The 20,251-nt window shown below is 37.2% G+C and carries 18 protein-coding genes and 1 CRISPR repeat array; of the genes, 3 read left to right on the top strand and 15 right to left on the bottom strand.

The window, feature by feature from the left end:
- The 15 genes from cas10 to FHR28_RS19010 form a co-directional block, all read right to left on the bottom strand.
- On the bottom strand, positions 1–1,809 hold the full coding sequence (gene cas10, locus FHR28_RS19080) for a type III-B CRISPR-associated protein Cas10/Cmr2 (protein WP_166783292.1): 1,809 nt from the start codon (positions 1,807–1,809) through the stop codon (positions 1–3).
- A 12-nt stretch (positions 1,810–1,821) separates the two neighbouring features.
- Complete coding sequence (gene cmr1, locus FHR28_RS19075; RefSeq protein WP_166783291.1) at positions 1,822–3,039, bottom strand: type III-B CRISPR module RAMP protein Cmr1; 1,218 nt, start codon at positions 3,037–3,039, stop codon at positions 1,822–1,824.
- Positions 3,040–3,066: 27 nt separating this feature from the next.
- Positions 3,067–4,188: a Card1-like endonuclease domain-containing protein gene (locus FHR28_RS19070; protein WP_166783290.1), complete on the bottom strand. Its 1,122-nt coding sequence runs from the start codon at positions 4,186–4,188 to the stop codon at positions 3,067–3,069.
- Between the two features lie 61 nt (positions 4,189–4,249).
- A complete protein-coding gene (gene csm6 / locus FHR28_RS19065; RefSeq protein WP_228722107.1) occupies positions 4,250–5,401 on the bottom strand; it encodes a CRISPR-associated ring nuclease Csm6 in 1,152 nt (383 codons plus the stop codon).
- A gap of 28 nt (positions 5,402–5,429) precedes the next feature.
- Positions 5,430–6,059: a deoxynucleoside kinase gene (locus FHR28_RS19060; RefSeq protein WP_166783288.1), complete on the bottom strand. Its 630-nt coding sequence runs from the start codon at positions 6,057–6,059 to the stop codon at positions 5,430–5,432.
- 10 nt (positions 6,060–6,069) lie between these two features.
- Entirely contained in the window at positions 6,070–6,606 is a 537-nt protein-coding gene (locus FHR28_RS19055) for a GreA/GreB family elongation factor (protein ID WP_166783287.1), read from the bottom strand.
- Between the two features lie 9 nt (positions 6,607–6,615).
- On the bottom strand, positions 6,616–7,053 hold the full coding sequence (locus FHR28_RS19050) for a hypothetical protein (protein ID WP_166783286.1): 438 nt from the start codon (positions 7,051–7,053) through the stop codon (positions 6,616–6,618).
- Positions 7,043–7,768, bottom strand: coding sequence for a hypothetical protein (locus FHR28_RS19045; RefSeq protein WP_228722106.1), 726 nt, complete (start codon positions 7,766–7,768; stop codon positions 7,043–7,045). Before FHR28_RS19045 ends, FHR28_RS19050 begins: the two co-directional genes overlap by 11 nt.
- 101 nt (positions 7,769–7,869) lie before the next feature.
- On the bottom strand, positions 7,870–8,163 hold the full coding sequence (cas2, locus tag FHR28_RS19040) for a CRISPR-associated endonuclease Cas2 (protein WP_166783284.1): 294 nt from the start codon (positions 8,161–8,163) through the stop codon (positions 7,870–7,872).
- Positions 8,164–8,165: 2 nt separating this feature from the next.
- A complete protein-coding gene (gene cas1, locus FHR28_RS19035; RefSeq protein WP_166783283.1) occupies positions 8,166–9,107 on the bottom strand; it encodes a CRISPR-associated endonuclease Cas1 in 942 nt (313 codons plus the stop codon).
- Between the two features lie 25 nt (positions 9,108–9,132).
- The gene (locus FHR28_RS19030) at positions 9,133–9,411 is read right to left on the bottom strand and encodes a CRISPR-associated endonuclease Cas2 (protein ID WP_166783282.1); all 279 of its coding nucleotides are present in this window, start codon (positions 9,409–9,411) and stop codon (positions 9,133–9,135) included.
- A gap of 245 nt (positions 9,412–9,656) precedes the next feature.
- A CRISPR array of direct repeats spans positions 9,657–10,467; the repeat unit is 37 nt; unit sequence GTCTAAAGACATAACCCTGTTACTAAGGGATTAAGAC.
- 1,781 nt (positions 10,468–12,248) lie between these two features.
- On the bottom strand, positions 12,249–13,883 hold the full coding sequence (gene groL, locus FHR28_RS19025) for a chaperonin GroEL (RefSeq protein ID WP_004819670.1): 1,635 nt from the start codon (positions 13,881–13,883) through the stop codon (positions 12,249–12,251).
- A gap of 78 nt (positions 13,884–13,961) precedes the next feature.
- The gene (locus FHR28_RS19020) at positions 13,962–14,252 is read right to left on the bottom strand and encodes a co-chaperone GroES (RefSeq protein WP_004722444.1); all 291 of its coding nucleotides are present in this window, start codon (positions 14,250–14,252) and stop codon (positions 13,962–13,964) included.
- A 172-nt stretch (positions 14,253–14,424) separates the two neighbouring features.
- Positions 14,425–15,213: a metallophosphoesterase family protein gene (locus FHR28_RS19015; protein WP_166783281.1), complete on the bottom strand. Its 789-nt coding sequence runs from the start codon at positions 15,211–15,213 to the stop codon at positions 14,425–14,427.
- Positions 15,194–16,132, bottom strand: a complete 939-nt coding sequence (locus tag FHR28_RS19010) for a diacylglycerol/lipid kinase family protein (RefSeq protein ID WP_004722448.1) — start codon at positions 16,130–16,132, stop codon at positions 15,194–15,196. The genes FHR28_RS19015 and FHR28_RS19010 overlap by 20 nt, the downstream gene beginning before the upstream one ends.
- 407 nt (positions 16,133–16,539) lie before the next feature.
- Between FHR28_RS19010 and FHR28_RS19005 the strand changes: the two genes are divergently transcribed.
- The 3 genes from FHR28_RS19005 (at position 16,540) to FHR28_RS18995 (ending at position 20,231) form a co-directional block, all read left to right on the top strand.
- Positions 16,540–18,372 carry a phosphoenolpyruvate carboxykinase (GTP) gene (locus FHR28_RS19005; RefSeq protein WP_151956172.1) on the top strand — a complete coding sequence of 611 codons (1,833 nt, stop codon included), beginning with the start codon at positions 16,540–16,542 and terminating at the stop codon, positions 18,370–18,372.
- Positions 18,373–18,566: 194 nt separating this feature from the next.
- A complete protein-coding gene (locus FHR28_RS19000; RefSeq protein ID WP_004722451.1) occupies positions 18,567–19,445 on the top strand; it encodes an ATP-grasp fold amidoligase family protein in 879 nt (292 codons plus the stop codon).
- Positions 19,446–19,520: 75 nt separating this feature from the next.
- On the top strand, positions 19,521–20,231 hold the full coding sequence (locus FHR28_RS18995) for a hypothetical protein (RefSeq protein WP_166783280.1): 711 nt from the start codon (positions 19,521–19,523) through the stop codon (positions 20,229–20,231).
- Positions 20,232–20,251 lie beyond the last annotated feature (20 nt).

Below are 20,251 nucleotides of genomic sequence, written 5' to 3'. Positions count from 1 at the left end.
TTATTCTTTTCCTAAATCTTTTTGCAATTTCGCTGCAAACCAACGTGCGACGATCAACTCATCCGACAATTTATCTAAATCAATATCTTGCGCACGATGTTGTAAAGATTCAATCGTCGTTTCGGGAACTTTTTCACCTGTCGCCAAACGTGTTTTTTTTAACATTCGCTTAAGTTCTGCAACTCGAATTTTTTGTAATAAATCACGATCTGAACTAATAAATTGAGTATTTAAATCAATTGCTCGTGTGTCATAAGCGATACGCGTTGGTATTTGTTTATTTACATATAAACGAATCCACTGCTTAAATGCTTGATGTGCCTGGACTTCATCCCATTTCAAACGCAAATAAGTATCTGTACCTGATCGTACAGATAATAAAACAGCTAAAGCATTACGGCGTTGCTCAGCAACACAATGTTCCCCCTTAGCATATTTTTCAGCTTTAGCTGCTAGGTCGCGCATAACACTTAAAGGAGTATTTACGTGACAAATAGCGAGCCCAACCGACAACGTAGGTTTCTTTTCAACCTTTAATTTTGTTGCAACAACATCAAGCGCTTTCACAAAGGTTTGACTCAAAGCCTCTGAACAATCATAAGCTTGATGTAAGGGCACAAATCCAAGTACATCATCACCACCAGAATAAATGCACTGACCTTTATATTGACGCATTAAGTCCGGAATGCTTCCTGCAAAATTTGACAAGGCTTGTGTTATTTCTTTATGTTCAGTTTTATCTTGTGCTTGATCAAGTAACTCCCCCATACGGTCACCATCAGCAAGTAATAATACCCCGTAACTATAAGGTTGCCCAAATTGACGCCATAATGGTTTCAAAGTCTTCTTTAAATTTCCTAATGCAGTTAACACATCATGCTCAAAACTGTACTCTTTTAAAGCCGCTTCTAATCTGTATTCATATAAATACTGTGCATCAAATGCAAATTTTTTATAGATTTCCTGATTACCGCGCACGCGGGTTGCAACACCTAAACGCACCAAGGCTTCATAAGCGGAAATAACATCGGTAAATTCCTGTTCTTGATAGACTTGTTCAATCCAAGCATCTGCTGCAACACGTGTATAGGGCGTAAACTGCTCTACTTTACTTTCAAAACCTAGACGTTTCACTACGCCAGCACAATCGAGTTGTTCAGAAGATGCAAGTGATAGTTTTACACGAGTCAGACTACGTAATTTCTTATCTTCCTGAATAACAGTTTCACGCGCACCATCCAAAGAAGATTTTGGCAACATATAATCCATAGCATATGGGTCAGTCTGTGAAGCGCTAAAGTCTCGAGTTGTTTTACGCGAAGCTAAAATTCGAGATGCAAGTTCCGTTGCCTGCTTATATGCTTCTGCTTCGGGTTTTGTAGGATCAATTAATACCCATGCAGCTTGTACTTCGACATAGTCATCGAGTTGTTGATTCCAAACAGCTAAACGTAGATCCTGATCACAATTCAAACTCTTTTTAGCACGTTGAGCTTCACGTTTAAAACGTTCAACCGTCGCATATTTTGCCTGTTGAATAATCTTTTGAACTTCAATATTGCTATCCGCCGATAATACAACTTGAATCTTATTCCCTACCGAAAAATCTGTGTTTTCCTTTAAAACTTCAGGGTGAGTAATATTTGGAAAAATTAGTTCTGCACCTTGTTCAAATAAAGAAGATGCACATGCTTTAGCAAGTTCTGATAGCAACCATGATCCACTCCATAAATCACGGCTACGACGCGCAGCTGCAATAAAGGTTTGTACTGGACCAACAGAGAGTATGGCAACATATTGTTGTGTCATAATTTCAATACCTTACTGTACAAAATATTTTAAAAAAGCTTTTAATGGGTCAATAGCATCGTATTCATTTACAGGCTTAATTCTTTCCCCTGCATTCTGTTGCCAAATTGGAAATTGCCGTTCATTTACTTGAACTTGCATATTTATAATATGTTGATAAGGCAACAGTAATGCAACTGAAGCCCATTGTTTAACCCCATTTCGTTCCTCTATAAATTGAGGTCTTAGAATTAATGGACTTGCTAGACGCTCTCCTTCAGATGGCTGAATCGTTGCATTCAATATTTTTTCTTTAGGGAAATGCAGAAGTACGGGTAAACCAAATAAAGCACGAGGAAAAATATTACCGGCAGGATGCTCTGGGCTATGATTCGAATCATAACCACGACCTACTATTCGGCGCATTGCATCTGGCTCAGGCCATCGACTACGACCAGGTCGATTCGCTTGCTGTCCAGCATTACGGCCTAAATTAACCCCTTGTCTAAAGCTAGATAACTTTTCTACAGCACTTCTTAAGGCTTGAAGTGAATCCGCTATAGCACCACGTCTTACAAGCTGACAATCTGCTAATTGAACATCTTGTTGTGTTAATACTTGGATAATTTCAGGATAATCTAAACATTCTGAAACATGTACAGCTCCCATACCTTTTCGACTACGAAAACCTAAGCCACCAAAATTAGCCCACCAATTTAAAGTTTCTATTACTTGCTGTTTCCGAACCTCATCTTTTTCTAATTGCAGAGAAAATGCAAAAGATAAAGTCCATTGAATACCTCTGATATCCAATAATCGATGCGGCTTTAACTCAGGTTTTGTCTCATTTGCAGCAGGAAAAAGTACATATTGCAACCGAAATTCATCATAAGGTTTTAAATAATTTTTAAGTATGTTCTCTTTTGGAACATCCGTAACTTTAAAAAATACCTGACTTGCTCGGCCACCATCTTCATCACCTTGCCCCCCCCATAAAGCAAATTCAGCATTTTGAATTGCTTTGGTGTTTCCTAATTTCCACTTATATTTCGCTAGGATACGCCACCAAAAACGTAACTGTCCTCGAATACTACTGGCACGAATAGGTAGACTCAAGTCCACGATTGAAGACTTAACTCCTCCACCATATAAAGGGGTAATCAATTCACAGGTCATACTATGCCATTGCAAACTATGCATGCCTGCTAAATTAGGTATTTCAACATTTAGATCAGGTTGACGAATTGCCATTGATCTTACCCTCCATAACGAATATTTTTAGTTCAGCCATTTCTTAAGCTGTTGTGTTAGCTGTAAAATATTTTTACCACTAATCACATAAATATTATTCTCTGCTGCACGTGTCTTCGCAGATGCAGGCAAATCATAAAGTGATACAAAAAATGACTGTGTATTTAGACCACCAATTTGACTTAATGCTGTCAATTTGTAGATAGCTTCTGAAGCTGAAGTCGCATTTTTCCAATTGACAGTTTTGCATTCAATTAAAATGAGTTTTTGCAACAACATCGCCATAACATCTAATTCTTGATATGTTTTAGCAGTATTCCGTTGTGTACTTTTAACAATTTGTACGCTCAATGAAAGATCCCGAATTTGTTCAACTTGCTTTAAAGCTTGAGCTGTTAAAACTTCAAACCAAGCGCCTGCAACAAATTTCTGATCTTCTTGATACTCAAAATATAAGGTGTTATTTTTTAATTTAAAAACTTGTGTTTCTTTACTCAAATACTCAAGAAAAGCTTCTTCTTCGTAATCAAATTGAATTTTTTGTAACTCTTCTTTAGGCAGCTTTTTTTCAGACGCATACGCATTTAGCTTACTGATAAAACTAATATTTTTTTCATAACTTTTATTTAAATATTGCGTAATTAAGGCAATGTAGCTTTGATAGTTTTTCGGAATATCTGAAAGCTTTTGTTTTTGGACAACATCAAATTGGTATGCTTTCAAATAACGTTCTAACTTCATTGTTTGCTGATGATTTGAAATACGTGTTTCATCATCTAACCAAATAATCTCACCTGTCGAAAATTCTTGGTAAAAGCAACGATACCCATATCCTGAAAAAACTTGATAAGCCGCCAAAGCCATTAACTTTGTACCGCCAGTTAAATTCACAATAAGTTCAGAATCAAAATATGTTTCTACGATTCGCTCAAATTGCTGCGATAGCTGTTTGACACTTGTTTCATTTTCAATTTTTATGCCTTTTGCATTAAGCCCCATTGCCTTAACTTCTTGAATAAGATGAGAGCCTTCCTTGTCAAAACTTTCTGTACTAGCAACTAAAACTAAATCTGGCCGAATCTCAGTTGATTGTAAGGGTTGCAAGTTTGCAGCGGATTGTCTTGATGTTGTACAAAAAACAATTTTCATTTTACCCTCTAAAAATAACTAATTTATTGCTCGTAATCTTTTAATAAAGTCACTAAATTTTCTAAAAAGTATCTACAATTTCAATTGCTTCAGATGGTAAATTTAAATAAAAAGGAGTTCCTTTTTTTAACGTCCCTCGGTGATCTCGTTCTTGTGTAATACCAAGTTTTGCAGCCAACTCCAAACCTAATCTTGCTTCTAATGAAGCTTTTAAATGTGATTTCACACTTTCAAAAAATTTTTTATCTACTGTTAGTTTATTTTCCTCACTAATATTTTTCACTTCCTCATAATATGGTGTAAATTCCTTCGTTAATTGATTAATGATTTCTAAATCAGATGGTTTTGCATCATTACTCGTAATATTCTTATTAGGAGCAATAATACCTTCTAACCCACGTTTGCGACGATCGGCAAACCAATGTAATAAGGAAAATTCACGTGGTGGTAAATCATCAATCGTAAATTTATCATTTACCTCAATAGTTTGATTATGTAAATTAATTTTTAATTTAACATCATTGAATGATTCATTAATTTTATGTACCACTTGACTAAAACTGTCGGTACTCTTCAATTGATGCTTGTCTTTGATCGCATCACGCATGCGTACAAATTCAACGTGTGCTAACCAAACTACAGCTTCTTTTGCATCAAGGACTTTGCCATCACGATTGGTCACAAAGTAAGTCTTTGGTGTTGGATAAAAAAAGTCTTTTACCACTTCGAATCGTTCTTCAACCAAAACATGTGACATGGTATCTTGTGCACGACCATACAGTGACAATGCATAACCTGCATAAAAACCCATTGTTTTACGTCCGCCCGCAATCGACACATGCAAACTTACATCTTCATTTTGCGTGAATTCACGAATTTTTTCACAAATCGCATTCCCTGCACATTGATTATGCTCAGGTGTTTTTAAATCTACTAATACATTCCCATCCACATCTCTAATAACATGTAAATGTTCAATAAGATTAAACTCAATATTTTTTAATTGAGGAAAATCTATTTGGAATTGCTGAAAAACTTGATCTTCAAATAAACGTTTACGAATTTGGTTTAAACCATCATCTGTACTCATGATATGAATTTCATCTGGAATCCATTTTTCATCACTTTGTGGGTCACATGCCAAGGCCCAAACTGTTTCTGTAATAATTTGAGGAGTCATCCCCGTTACTAAAAATAAAATATTCTTTTTCATCATTATTTCTCACAGACCCCGTCACATATTATGGAAAAAAATAATCATTTTCCAGATTTTTTTTAATAGTTGAGTACACCTGAGCAAATAAACTCGCACTATTTTGCCCTGCATCAAAAGATTGATATTTCATGTTTTCAAAACCCAATTCGCTCTTCAATCTAAAAAAAGTTTCATAACTCTGTTTTGCTTGAATCAATCGTTCGATTTGCTCATCATGTAAACCATAATTTCGCTGACGATTTGCCAGTCGCTGTAGCGTAACTTCAATAGGCGCATCCAAATAAATCACTAAATCTGGAACAGGAACCTCATACTCTTGAATTTGAATATGTTTAATATATTTAGATAACGCACTACAATCTTGAGGCCAACGCGTAACGAAACTTGTTAAAATACTACGATCCCCTAAAACCAATGGAGCATTGAAGTCTGTTTTTTTTGCATGATGGTTCGCTCTCGCACAATATAACTCTTCAATGAACTGGTCCACTTCAGAGTATTGGGCATATGCCTTTTCCCACCATAAATCCGTAGGCATCGGTTTAGTCGGATTAAATGTTTCGAACAATACGCCATCACAACGTAATGCAACCTCTAATTGTTGGAACAATGTTGATTTACCCGTTCCTTTAATACCTTCTATAGCAATATACATAAATTGCGATTTATCCTTTTAATCCTGCTTGATTTCGATTTTCAAATATATGGATGACTTCAATATCAAAATGTCGTGAGCCGATCTGTACTTCTTCTGCGACATCTCCAACTTGTAAATGCATCACTTGTATCGCTAAAGGAGCGTTATAAGCCAAATGCTTCTGAGCTAAATCTGTTTCATCAAACCCACGAATTTCCCAAACCTCAACTTGTTCAGAATCATCTGAGAGGTCATAGCGGCGCAATTGCACAATGCTGCCGATTTCTACTTGTGAGCGATTACGCATCGCATCATAAATTTCAATATATTTCATTGCTTCTAAACGTTCGGTCAATTCTTTTAAAGTATGGTTTAAATTGGCTTCTAGCTGTTGCATACGGTTAAATTCAGGGTTGTCATGCCAACCATCACCTGACAATTCAAATGCCACCTGACGATGATCACGTATCTGTGCATATTCCAATTCTTTCTGTGCAATTTTTGCCAGCAAATTTTGGTATCCAACCTGAGTCATCCACACATTCATATCGATCTTACTGTTCATAATATTTCCTTAATTTCTTGTTTGATATTCTGCCTGTAGATTGACTTTGGGTAATGAAACGTAAGCTTGCAAATAAGTCTGAAAGAAATTTAGACCGTGTTGTAACACTACAAAACATGTCGGCTCTACGCTTAAAACCACACCCTTTTTCAGAAGATGGCGTTGTTGAATCATCAGGTCGAAATCCCAATTTGGGCAATTCAACATACAGACCGCCTTTAGTACCTGATGTGGCTGATGATTGGTTAAGTCGTATTCATGTACCAATAACCAAATACTGACTAAACGAAATAGCTGGTCATATTGATTTAAATAAGATGGTTGACGTTGATAGAGCCACTTCAGACTGTCCAACTCTTCAGCAATGCGTTTATTCATTTCTATAGGAGGAATGTACATAACTCGACCTAGTTGCTGTTGCATATACAACGTATGCTTATGCGACATTTATCTGTTCCTCTTGCTGTAGATATTGAATAAATTGTGTCAAGGATGCTGCCAATTGTTGTGTATTGGTTTTTGGTGGCTGAATATTGGGATCAATACCATCATGTATTGGAATTAAACGTGTTGTACCTTGTTCCGTTGGGGCACTGCACATCATGGTTGCGACAACTTGGTGACCAGGGTTGATAATGCGGTGTAGCTTGCCTTTTGGCATGACATAGCTTTCACCTGCCATATTGTGTTGTAGATGATCCAGTTTTAGAGTCTGCATGCCCGCATTGATTTTAAAAGGCGCATGACTTTTTGTTGCAGCATGGTATTCATATTCTTGGAGTTGCTGCCCATGAGCGTGGTCTTTCCAGATTTCACTGGTTAAAGCACCTGTTAAAATTAAAGATGAAAAGCTCCACCGATGGTCGTGAATATTTTCTTCACAAGCCTGACCTGCAAACCAAATGTGTAAACGTAATTTATATCCACGATCTAACAACACAACTTTCAGAAAACCATTGCCATGTCGATATGAACGAGCACTTATTTCAGTTAATGTATGTTGGTCTGCTAAGATTGAAGTTAATAATTGAATAAGCTGAGATTTTGAAAATTGCGTAGCCAACCATGTAGACAAGGCGGTTGTCGCATCCTGATGGATCGCAAAGTATTGGTCGAGCTGAGTTTGGTATTGTATTAATAAATTCTGAGCTATACTTTTCATCATGCGCTTCACTTGTTGCTGTGTCGTGAAGCAATTTAATAATGAAATCGTGCCCTCATTTAGATTCTGCAAGCTTACGTTTCAATTCAGGTTTCTTAAAATTAAAGCAAAACACCTTGATGGCTTATTAAATGAATACCCAAAGATGTAAATTCACCAATCATGTTTGCTGTATGTAATGAAGCACATCGATACAAGCGTACATCATCTTCTGGTCGTATAATTTTTTGTATGTCCTTACATAGTTGTAGATATTGAGAATGGCTTAACCTCAAATAAAATACTGAATAATTAATGGCAATGCCCAACATACAAAGAACATCGTGTATTTTTTTCAATCGTTTGGGATGCCGTACATCATAGCTACAGATCCAGTGTTGCTGTTTACTGGACATATTTATGCCTGATCTATAGTTTTCGCCCATTGTTGGGCATTTAAACGGAGATATTTTTTCCAAACTTTAAATTTACGTTCCCACATTGGATAAAATACAGCACGCCCGCCCTTGTTAAGTACACATGGAAATTGCTCTGACGAACTAAAATGACAAAGGTTCAATTGCTCGCTCAGTACTAAATGTAATACCCATTTTTCAATTTCGGAACGCACACGCTCTGTCAAATCACAGGCTAAAGAATAGCGACCATGTAAAGGCTCATGATAAAACCCTAACATAGGATCTAGCGCATGCGCTGTTAAAGCACGAGTAGCTTCTGCATAAATCAAGCTATAACTTAAGGACAATAAAACATTAATGGGGTCTAACGGTGGACGTCTATTGCGACCTCGAAATTTACACCATGTAGGTGCAATTAAACTCATACTGGCAAAAATTACTTTTGCAGTGGCGCCCTCTATTCCTCGTAATTGTTCCATATTTTGGCTGGATGCAATCATCTGAATCATATTTTTAATTCTTGTTTTGAATTGTTCTGCATCTTTCTCCAACAATAAGCGTTGTTTTTCCCAATAGTGTACTAACTTGTACTGCTGTACGGCATGAGAATAGACCAACTGTTTGGCATAGCCTAACCGTCTTTCATCCTGATCTAAAATTTCAAATTGTTTGATTTTACGGTGAATAATACCACTAGAAGGTGGAATATATTGCGCATGATATTCACAAGAGCGTGGATCTAAAATAATGACAGGAATACCTCGACTAGCACATGCCAAGAGTAAATGACTGGTCAATTGTGTCTTGGCACTTATGACAATCGAAGATAAATAAGCAAATGCAATAGATAACGGTTTAGGCAGATTATGGCTATGTACTAAAATACGTTCTCGGTCTACTTCAAGTTGAGTATCTTTACGGTCAATGTATAATGTTTGCATAGGTTCTATCCTTTTTATTTTTTATTTAAGCAATATATAAACAGTCACTTTTGGGCATACGTTTTGCCATACCAAACAATTTACTTTGTGGATGATTTGGAAAAACTTTAATCACCATGATACGTTTGGAATGACCATGGCTCAGTAAGCTTAATTGTTGAATTAACTGTTGCTTTTGATCTAAAGGAAAGCGACATTCAAATACTGATTTTTGTTGATGAATGCCATAAGCGGATAATATGCGAAAAATACCTGAACGCAATTTAGAACAACTGACATCATACATACCTAGATAACTTTGCATTATTTTTTACTCAATAAATAATGTGTATCACATTAAAGTAAATGATTTACCGAGGTTCTCAATTGCAAGCTTACAAAATGTATTTAAACACAAATCTTATCGCACTATTGATTCAAACTATTGATTCTTTTACTTATAAGAAAAATTGCGAAACATTTTGTCATACAGCAACTTTACTTATACATAATTTGAAATATTTCCTCATTGTAAGTTGTTGCTTTACAAAAGGAATAAACAACGCTAGAGTCTAAAGACATAACCCTGTTACTAAGGGATTAAGACAAACAACGTTTCACCTGTTGGCAACCATACATTGTCTAAAGACATAACCCTGTTACTAAGGGATTAAGACTTTAAGAGTACGTGTCCATAACGCATCAGCATTGTCTAAAGACATAACCCTGTTACTAAGGGATTAAGACTGACGTTCAAATACAACTACACTTGTGCCATCAGTCTAAAGACATAACCCTGTTACTAAGGGATTAAGACGGAAGTCGGTATCGCGAATGCCATAGATGTCTTTGTCTAAAGACATAACCCTGTTACTAAGGGATTAAGACCTTCTTGAGCAAGCTCTTTAGCACGTTCTACACGGTCTAAAGACATAACCCTGTTACTAAGGGATTAAGACATACTCACAACCTTTACGGTATCCACGATCAAACGTCTAAAGACATAACCCTGTTACTAAGGGATTAAGACTCATGAACCAAGGCTTAACCTCCTCATAGTTCATGTCTAAAGACATAACCCTGTTACTAAGGGATTAAGACGCTACTTCATTAATATATTTGAAGTTTTTCTTGGTCTAAAGACATAACCCTGTTACTAAGGGATTAAGACGTTTCTAAATGTTCATTAATAATGTTAATACCAGTCTAAAGACATAACCCTGTTACTAAGGGATTAAGACTGATCTACTGTATAGTCTAGACCTGTATCATCTGTCTAAAGACATAACCCTGTTACTAAGGGATTAAGACATTGTGAGTTAGTTTTATTACGGATAGTCTTCTGTCTAAAGACATAGCCCTGTTACTAAGGGATTAAGACAGCAGTCTCTAACGCTAGTTGTTCAGCAGTTAGTGGTCTAAAGACACTAATTTCTCATCAACAGCACGATAAGCATTAGTCTAAAGACATAGCCTGAGCTTTATAAAAAGTATCACTTTTTATAAGCGCAAGATAAGGGATTAAGTCCGTTTGAATTGTACTGATTTAGTTGAGTTGAATCCGTCTAAAGACATAGCCTGAGTTTCATAAAAAGTATCACTTTTTATAAGCGTAAGATAAGGGATTAAGAGTGTTTTGCAATGGCGGTGCGGAGGTCGTCAATGTCTAAAGACATAGCCTGAACGTATTTACAAAGCACTGCTTTGTAAAAAGTGCAAGATAAGGGATTAAGACTGTGGAATTTGTTTAGAAGCAATACGAGTATAACGTCTAAAGACATAGCCTGAGCTTCATAAAAAGTATCACTTTTTATAAGCGCAAGATAAGGGATTAAGACTCCGAGAACGTTCAGTTTCAATCTCTTCCTCAAGGTCTAAAGACATAGCCCTGTTACTAAGGGATTAAGACTCACGAGATCCCGCATGTTTAGAGTTTACTGTTGTGTCTAAAGACATAGCCCTGTTACTAAGGGATTAAGACACTGACAATACTTGCCATAACTTCGTATAATTTGTCTAAAGACATAGCCTGAGCTTTATAAAAAGTATCACTTTTTATAAGCGCAAGATAAGGGATTAAGACTCATTACGACGCAAGTGTGCAGAAGTAACCAACAAGTCTAAAGACATAGCCCTGTTACTGAGGGATTAAGACTTAAATTGAAGGATTGATGGGCAAGTGATGTGAAAGTCTAAAGACATAGCCTGAGCTTCATAAAAAGTATCACTTTTTATAAGCGCAAGATAAGGGATTAAGACTTGTTTTTCTTAGCGATCAGATCATCTTGTGACGTCTAAAGACATAACCCTGTTACTAAGGGATTAAGACCCAACGTTCGCTGAATGCACTACCAGTTAACACATGTCTAAAGACATAGCCCTGTTACTAAGGGATTAAGACATCTTCATCAAGAAGTTTAGAATCTTGTTTATTGTCTAAAGACATAGCCCTGTTACTAAGGGATTAAGACTTTAAATGACGTAACATTTGAATCTATGTCCATGGTCTAAAGACATAGCCCTGTTACTAAGGGATTAAGACTTTAAATGACGTAACATTTGAATCTATGTCCATGGTCTAAAGACATAGCCCTGTTACTAAGGGATTAAGACGGAAGCGATAGAACAATCTACTTTTTTGCCATGTCTAAAGACATAGCCTGAGCTTCATAAAAAGTATCACTTTTTATAAGCGTAAGATAAGGGATTAAGAGTGTTTTGCAATGGCGGTGCGGAGGTCGTCAATGTCTAAAGACATAGCCTGAACATATTTGCAAAGCACTGCTTTGTAAATAGTGCAAGATAAGGGATTAAGACTCTGGACGGATTACCATAAAACCGTACCACCATATCCATAGACTTTGCCTGAGCTTATAAAAAGTATCGGTTTTTATCAGCATAAGATAAGGGATTAAGACTCTTCTTCTTCGTCTTCTTCTCCATCCTCATCTTCTTTCTAAAGACGTACCCTGAACGTATTTGCAAAGCACTGCTTTGTAAAAAGTGCAAGATAAGGGATTAAATTTCAGAAATAGGCGTACAATTTCGGTATCACGTATCACGTTATAGGAAAACTAGAAAAGACTTTTTAAAGATCAGACAAATTAAATAAAAAAATCCTCGCATAAAGCGAGGATTTTTTTGATCTAGTTCGAAACGATATTACATCATTCCGCCCATACCACCCATGCCGCCCATATCAGGCATAGCAGGTTTGTCTTCTGGGATATCAGTGATCATACATTCAGTCGTTAACATCAAACCAGCAACAGATGCAGCATGCTCAAGTGCAGAACGCGTTACTTTAGCAGGGTCAAGGATACCCATTTCTAACATATCGCCATATTGTGAAGTTGCAGCATTGTAACCAAAGTTACCTTCACCGCTCTTCACTGCATTGATCACAACTGATGGCTCATCGCCAGCGTTAGATACGATTTGACGAAGTGGCGCTTCGATCGCACGACGAAGGATGTTCACACCTACAGTTTGGTCATCATTTGCACCAACAAGACCGTCAAGTACTTTAGCTGCACGTACCAACGCAACACCACCACCTGCAACAACACCTTCTTCAACCGCAGCACGCGTTGCATGAAGCGCATCATCTACACGGTCTTTCTTCTCTTTCATTTCAACTTCAGTTGCAGCACCAATTTTGATTACAGCAACACCGCCAGCGAGTTTAGCTACGCGCTCTTGAAGTTTTTCTTTATCGTATTCAGATGTTGATTCTTCGATTTGAGCACGAATTTGAGTTACACGTTCAGCAATTTGATTTGCATCACCAGCACCATCAACAATCACAGTATTTTCTTTAGAAATCGTGATTTTATGTGCAGTACCTAAATCTTGAAGCGTTGCTTGTTCTAAAGACATGCCCACTTCTTCAGAAATCACAGTAGCACCTGTCAAGATCGCGATATCTTGAAGCATTGCTTTACGACGATCACCAAAACCAGGTGCTTTAACCGCACATACTTTGATGATACCGCGCATGTTGTTTACAACCAGTGTTGCAAGAGCTTCACCTTCAACATCTTCAGCGATGATGAGTAATGGTTTACCTGTTTTTGCAACAGCTTCTAAAACTGTAATCAATTCACGGATATTACCAATTTTCTTATCAACAAGAAGAATGAATGGATTTTCAAGTTCAGCAGTCAAAGTATCTTGTTTGTTTGCAAAGTACGGGCTGATATAACCACGATCAAACTGCATACCTTCTACAACATCAAGCGCATCTTCAAAGCCTGAACCTTCTTCAACAGTAATCACGCCTTCTTTACCAACGCGTTCCATTGCTTGCGCAATCAACTTACCTACAGTTTCATCAGAGTTTGCAGAAATCGAACCGACTTGTTCAATTGCTTTGGTATCAGAAGCTGGTTTAGCAGTTGCTTTGATATTTTCAACAACAGCTCTAACCGCAAGGTCGATACCACGTTTCAAATCCATTGGGTTCATACCCGCAGTGACTGATTTGATCCCTTCATTTAAAATCGCTTGAGCAAGTACAGTTGCAGTTGTTGTACCGTCACCTGCGATATCATTGGTTTTTGAAGAAACTTCACGAACCAATTGTGCACCCATGTTTTCGAATTTGTCTTTTAAAGAAATTTCTTTAGCAACAGTTACACCATCTTTAGTGATGTGTGGTGCACCGAAAGAACGATCAATAACAACGTTACGACCTTTAGGGCCTAAAGTTACTTTTACTGCATCTGCAAGTACGTTTACACCCGCGATCATTTTTGAACGCGCTGAATCACCAAATTTTACGTCTTTAGCTGACATACTAAACTCCAGATATCTTTATAAATTTTAAATTTTGACCAATATTTTTGGATGAAAACCCATCTCAACAGCAGAAGATTAACCTTCCAATACCGCTAAAATGTCAGATTCTTTCATCACAAGAAGTTCTTCACCATCAACTTTAACTTTAGTACCTGCATAAGCACCAAACAGTACGTTATCGCCAACTTTAACGTCTAAAGCGCGTACACCGTTATCAGTGATTTTGCCATTACCTACAGCAAGAATTTCACCTTGAGCAGGTTGTTCAGCTGCAGAAGTACTTAAAATCAAACCACCTGCTGTTTTAGTTTCTTTTTCAACACGGCGGATCACAACGTTGTCATGTAAAGGACGAATCTTGCTCATTTCTAACTCCATAGACATTTAAAATGTCATTGATTACTCAGCGAAGATGACTTCTTATTCCTAGGTCATCGACAAAATATTTGTATGTCACATTTGTGGGGATGGAAATAAACGCTTCAAGGGGAAAACGAAAAAAAATTTATTTAATTTGTATGTTTTTTCTTCTTTTGTATCAAATCATGTCTAATTCAGAATTTTTTATCGCAGTTTTGGCAATAAATTCCTGTAATTGTTCATCAAAAAAATAATGTTCAAAGCCACCATCTTGATGAATCACATTAAAGCTATTGGGTATATTTTTATGCAAACGTCGAGAAACTGCTGTACCCGCATGAACCTCATAAACTGGTTGCATTAAATTTAGCGCAAAGGCTTGATTCAGATCATAGACCGCAACTAAATGTAAATGACCATGCAATAAAGCATACAGTTGATGTTGTCCCCATTCTTTAATGGCAAACTGCCCTAAAGCTGGACAATCTTTTAAGTGATGGTCTTCATTAGAGGTATAAAAAGGTTGATGACTAACGATTATTTTTAATTTATTTTTCGGTGCATTGGCCAACAACTGATTTACATTTTGAATTTGCTCAAATGAAATATGTCCGCGTGTATGATAACGGCGACGAATACTGTTCATGCCAATTAAATAAAAATGCTCTGTAAATAAGCTATGTTCTAAACTGCCAAAGAACAGTTGATATAAGCCAAATGGTCTAAAGGCACGATTCCAGACATGATACAAAGGAATATCATGGTTGCCAGGCACCACAAAATAAGGGATGTTTAGTGATTCTAAAAACTGTTTACATGCATAGAATTCTTTAAATTTAGCACGTTGAGTTAAATCACCGCTCACCACAACCACTTCTGGTTTATGCACAGCACAAAACTTTTGAATCGCCCGCATACACTCTGGACGCTCAGTACCAAAATGTAGATCAGACAGATGCAATAACATGCGGCACCATAATTTTTAAAGCATTTTTTTCTACGTGTAAGGTTAATGGGGTCGTCATTGAAACAATTTCTCCATCGACAGCAACGGTCAGTTTAGGCTTTTTTGAATAGACAATGACTTTTTGTGCACCAAAACTATACACATCGGAAGCGTTTTCCAATTTTCCACGAATGGTTTGAAACAAGGTTTTAAATAAAGTGGCTTTATCCCCTTTGGCGATCACTACACCGGCAATTTCCCCCACCTCTGCACATTTCGAAATTTTTAAATTCAATTCTTTTAATTGCAGTTGATTATTACCAAAAAAAATCAGTGGTGTTTTTACAGGATACTTTTGCCCATCTACTTCGATCTCTAATTTGAGTTCTTTACGATCACGAATCAGTACATCCAAACCAGACGTATACGCATTTAAAGGAAAGCGTCCAAACCGACGATTATATTCTTCGCGTTTTTTAATAAACAAAGGATATAAACCTAAACTGGCATTATTTAAATAAATTTGATCGTTGATACAGGCCACATGTGATGCACGCGGCTCCCCTGTGGCAATCACATTGGCTGCTTCTAAAATATTCAAGGGGATATGTAGAACACGCGCCACATAATTAAAAGTACCCAAAGGTAGTATTCCCATAGGAATTTTTTGCTTTAACATTTGCGAGGCGACTGCATTCAACGTACCATCACCACCAGCAGCGACAATGACACCACAATCTAAGTATTGTGCATGACGTTGAAAGATTTTTTGCATCAGGGTTTTTATATCAGGCTCTGAACCAATATCAAAAACTTGAATTTCAAAACCATGTGAGGTCCAGATGGTCATGAGTTTTTCATAAATATCATCTTTCTGATTGGCATGAAAACCTGACTTTTCATTGTAAATCATTGAAAGCGGCTTGAGTTCTGTGTCCATAAGCTTGATTATTTTGAAGTATTTGCACTAATTTCGTCGATTTTCTAAACAAATAAAAGCACCTTTATGTAAAATTCGAATTATGCCCATTTATTAAATCAATAATTAATTTAGTAAATCTTATAATTTCAACTTATTGTAAACTATTATTATTTACAATTAAAATACCCTATATTCCATTTAAAAATACCAATAAAAATCAAACAATAATCCATGTTAGATAATACAAATCAAACACTTAGTGAAAATTCGAGCATTGGTATCTTTTAAGCCTTTAGTCTTATTTTTTTTATGAATATATGTTTTAATACCACCACTTTTTTTCATACTTAAATTTGAATGTAGTATCCCTTCATTCAGATTATTATTTGTACACAAAATTGTACATATTTTAGATAGGCCTCACCATGACCCAAGTGAACGCACCAGAATTCGTTCGTCATCCCAAGCTCATTGCATGGGTTGAAGAAATTGCTAAATTAACTAAACCTGCAAAAATTGAATGGTGTGACGGAAGCGAAGAAGAGAATCAACGTTACATCGACTTGATGATCGCTAACGGCACTATGCAAGCGTTGAACCAAGAAAAACATCCTGGTTCTTATTTAGCGAATTCTGATCCGTCTGACGTAGCGCGTGTTGAAGGTCGTACATACATCTGTTCTGAAAAACAAGAAGATGCTGGTGCGACAAACAACTGGGAAGCTCCTGCTGAGATGCGTACTCGCCTTAACGGTTTGTTTGATGGCGCAATGCAAGGACGTACCATGTACGTGGTTCCATTCTCTATGGGTCCATTAGGTTCTCACATTGCTCACATCGGTATCGAAATTACAGATTCTCCTTATGTTGCTGTAAGTATGCGTAAAATGGCTCGTATGGGTAAAGCTGTTTATGACGTACTAGGCACTGATGGCGACTATGTTCCTTGCGTACATACTGTTGGCGCTCCGCTGGCTGAAGGTCAAAAAGATGTTGCATGGCCTTGTAACCCAGAAAAATATATCGTGCATTATCCAGAAACTCGTGAGATCTGGTCTTACGGTTCAGGATACGGCGGTAACGCATTATTGGGTAAAAAATGCCTTGCTTTACGTATTGCATCATCTATGGGTCGTCAACAAGGCTGGTTAGCTGAACACATGTTGATCCTTGGCGTGACCAATCCACAAGGTGAGAAACACTATATTGCAGCGGCATTCCCATCTGCATGTGGTAAAACCAACTTTGCGATGTTGATTCCACCTGCAGGTTATGAAGGTTGGAAAATTGAAACTGTAGGTGACGATATTGCTTGGATCAAACCAGGTGAAGATGGTCGCTTATATGCAATCAACCCTGAAGCTGGTTTCTTTGGTGTCGCACCTGGTACAAACATCAAAACAAATCCAAACTGTATGGCGACACTTCATAAAGATGTCATCTATACAAACGTTGCGGTAACAGATGATGGTGACGTATGGTGGGAAGGCTTAACTAAAGAAGCACCTACTAACTTGACCAACTGGAAAGGCCAACCGCATGTTGCTGGTGAAAAAGCAGCACATCCAAATGCGCGTTTCACTGTTGCAGCGGGTCAATGCCCTTCTATTGATGCTGACTGGGAAAATCCAGCTGGCGTACCAATTTCTGCGTTCATCTTCGGTGGTCGTCGTGCAGATACAGTACCTTTAATCTCAGAAGCTTTTGACTGGGTTGATGGTGTTTATAAAGCAGCAACAATGGGTTCTGAAACAACTGCAGCTGCAGTAGGTCAACAAGGTGTTGTACGCCGTGACCCATTTGCAATGCTTCCATTTGCTGGCTATAACATGGCTGACTATTTCTCTCATTGGTTAGAAATGGGTGAAGAAGTTGGTGCTAAAGCGAAAGCTGCAGGCAATAAACTTCCTGGCATTTATAACGTAAACTGGTTCCGTCGCGATGCTGAAGGCAACTTTGTATGGCCTGGTTTTGGTCAAAACATGCGTGTGCTTGAGTGGATCATTGACCGTTGTGAAGGTCGTGCTGAAGCAGTGGAAACACCGATTGGTTTTGTTCCAACTTATGAGCAATTGAACTGGACAGGTTCTGACTTCACTAAAGATCAATTTAATCTTGTGACTTCTCAAAACAAAGATCAATGGATCAAAGAGATTGAGAGCCACACTGAGTTATTTGATAAACTTGGTGAGCGCTTACCAGCTGCACTTAAAACTCGTCAAAATGAGCTTTTAGAAGCTGTTAAAAAATCTGCTTAATCGCTAAAATTAAGTCATACAAAAAGACCGCTACATAGCGGTCTTTTTTGCTTAATGTGAACCAGTTCACTTTATCATTTAAGAATTTATTACAATTATGTAATAAAAATACAAATGATTACTGTTTCCATGTACAAAATTCATATTTTCTCTATAATTCAAACATTACTTTATTTTACTGATTTTTTTTAATCATGTTAGAAAATATTATTTATTCGGCAAAAGTTATTAGAGCCAAATTTGTCTCAGATAGACGTTATCTCACCAAAAGATTTATTGCTAAATTGGGTTATACCCCGAACTTTGATCAGCCTAAAAGTTTCAATGAAAAAGTCACCGCCAGAATGATCTATGAAAGAGCGCCCTTACATACGAAATTGGCGGATAAATTTGCTGTCCGCGAAATGCTTGCAGATAAAATTTGTTGTTCCCATTTTGTTCCACTGATTGGTGTATATAAGTGCTTTGAGGAAATTGACTTTAATCAACTTCCCAACAAGTTTGTTTTAAAATGCAATCATGACAGTGGCAGTGCAATTGTCTGTAATGATAAAGCGCAATTTGATATCAAAAAAGCGCAGCACAAACTCAATCACCACCTTAAACAAAATATGTATTTTAGAAAACGGGAATGGCATTACAAAGACATTGTTCCTTTAATTTTGGCCGAACAACATATTGATTTATTTGTTGATCAAGACAATAAGCTGACCATTACAACATGCCGTGTTCATTGTTTTGAAGGTCAGCCTCGATATATTGAAGTCGATGTACAAGACAGCCAAGGCGTGGATTATTCAAATATGTATGACACATCTTGGGTGCTGCAACCCTTTACCGTTGATCTAAAAAGTAATACGCCAAGCTGTTTAGCACGACCGCAAAAATTAAATAAAATGCTTCAACTGTCAGAAGATCTTTGTTTCAAATATGGTTATAGTCGAATCGATTTCTTATTATCTCAAGATGATGTTTTCTTTAGTGAGATTACCTTAACCCCCAATGCAGGTCGTATGGTCATCACCCCAAGTGAGTGGGATGAAAAGTTAGGCGCTTTATGGCTGACTGATTAAGCCGAGCAAAAAGACCGACGCGTTCGGTCTTTTTTGTGATTTAATGCAATCATTCAATATCTAAAAATAAGCGCAATGACAGCAATTAAAAACATTACCACAATTCAACCTTATCTAACCCTGTTACCTGACCACGAAGTCGTCTTCGCCCCTTCAAGTCTATTTCTAGCTCAACATTTACTTCCACTTGTTTCAATTGATTTATCCGCAATCAATCCAGCATGGCAAGGAAAAATTCATTTGCTCAATCCGATTGAACCTTATGAAGGTTATATCGGAAGTGATACCACAGAATTTTCTGATGCATTTGCCAATGAAAATTGGTTTATTATGCAATTAAATCAACAAAATCAATATGAATGGTTAGCAAACAAAAGATATTTTGCTTTAGAAAATCCTGATTGCGAGGCCGATCTAAAAACCCATCATAAAGAAATGTATGAAGATTACGTGCAGCTTAAACAGCGCTTTGCTGAAACTGGAAAAGTCATTTCAACATCACGCATTGAATATCAAAATGATTCTGCAACAACCCTGCTTGACCAATTAGGGGGTGAATGTGGCGGTGGAAACTGGACTTATCCGATTGATGAACATTTTGATTTACGCTACATCAACGCAGACCGTGATGATCAAGAGGTTCATATTTATGACCGTGATGGCAAGCGTTATTATTTTATTGCAGCTGTTGCTGGCTGGGAATATTGTTCACATGGGGCAGATTGGATTTTAATGTATTACCAACCTGAAACCCAACGCGTTTTATATACCTTTGATTGGTCATAACGTACCTTGTGCAAAGGTAT

Origin of the sequence: Acinetobacter sp. BIGb0196 (assembly GCF_011759595.1) — a bacterium.
Taxonomy (GTDB): Bacteria; Pseudomonadota; Gammaproteobacteria; order Pseudomonadales; family Moraxellaceae; genus Acinetobacter; species Acinetobacter guillouiae.
Note: the sequence above shows the minus strand (reverse complement) of the source record. Positions and strands in the feature narration are given on the sequence as shown.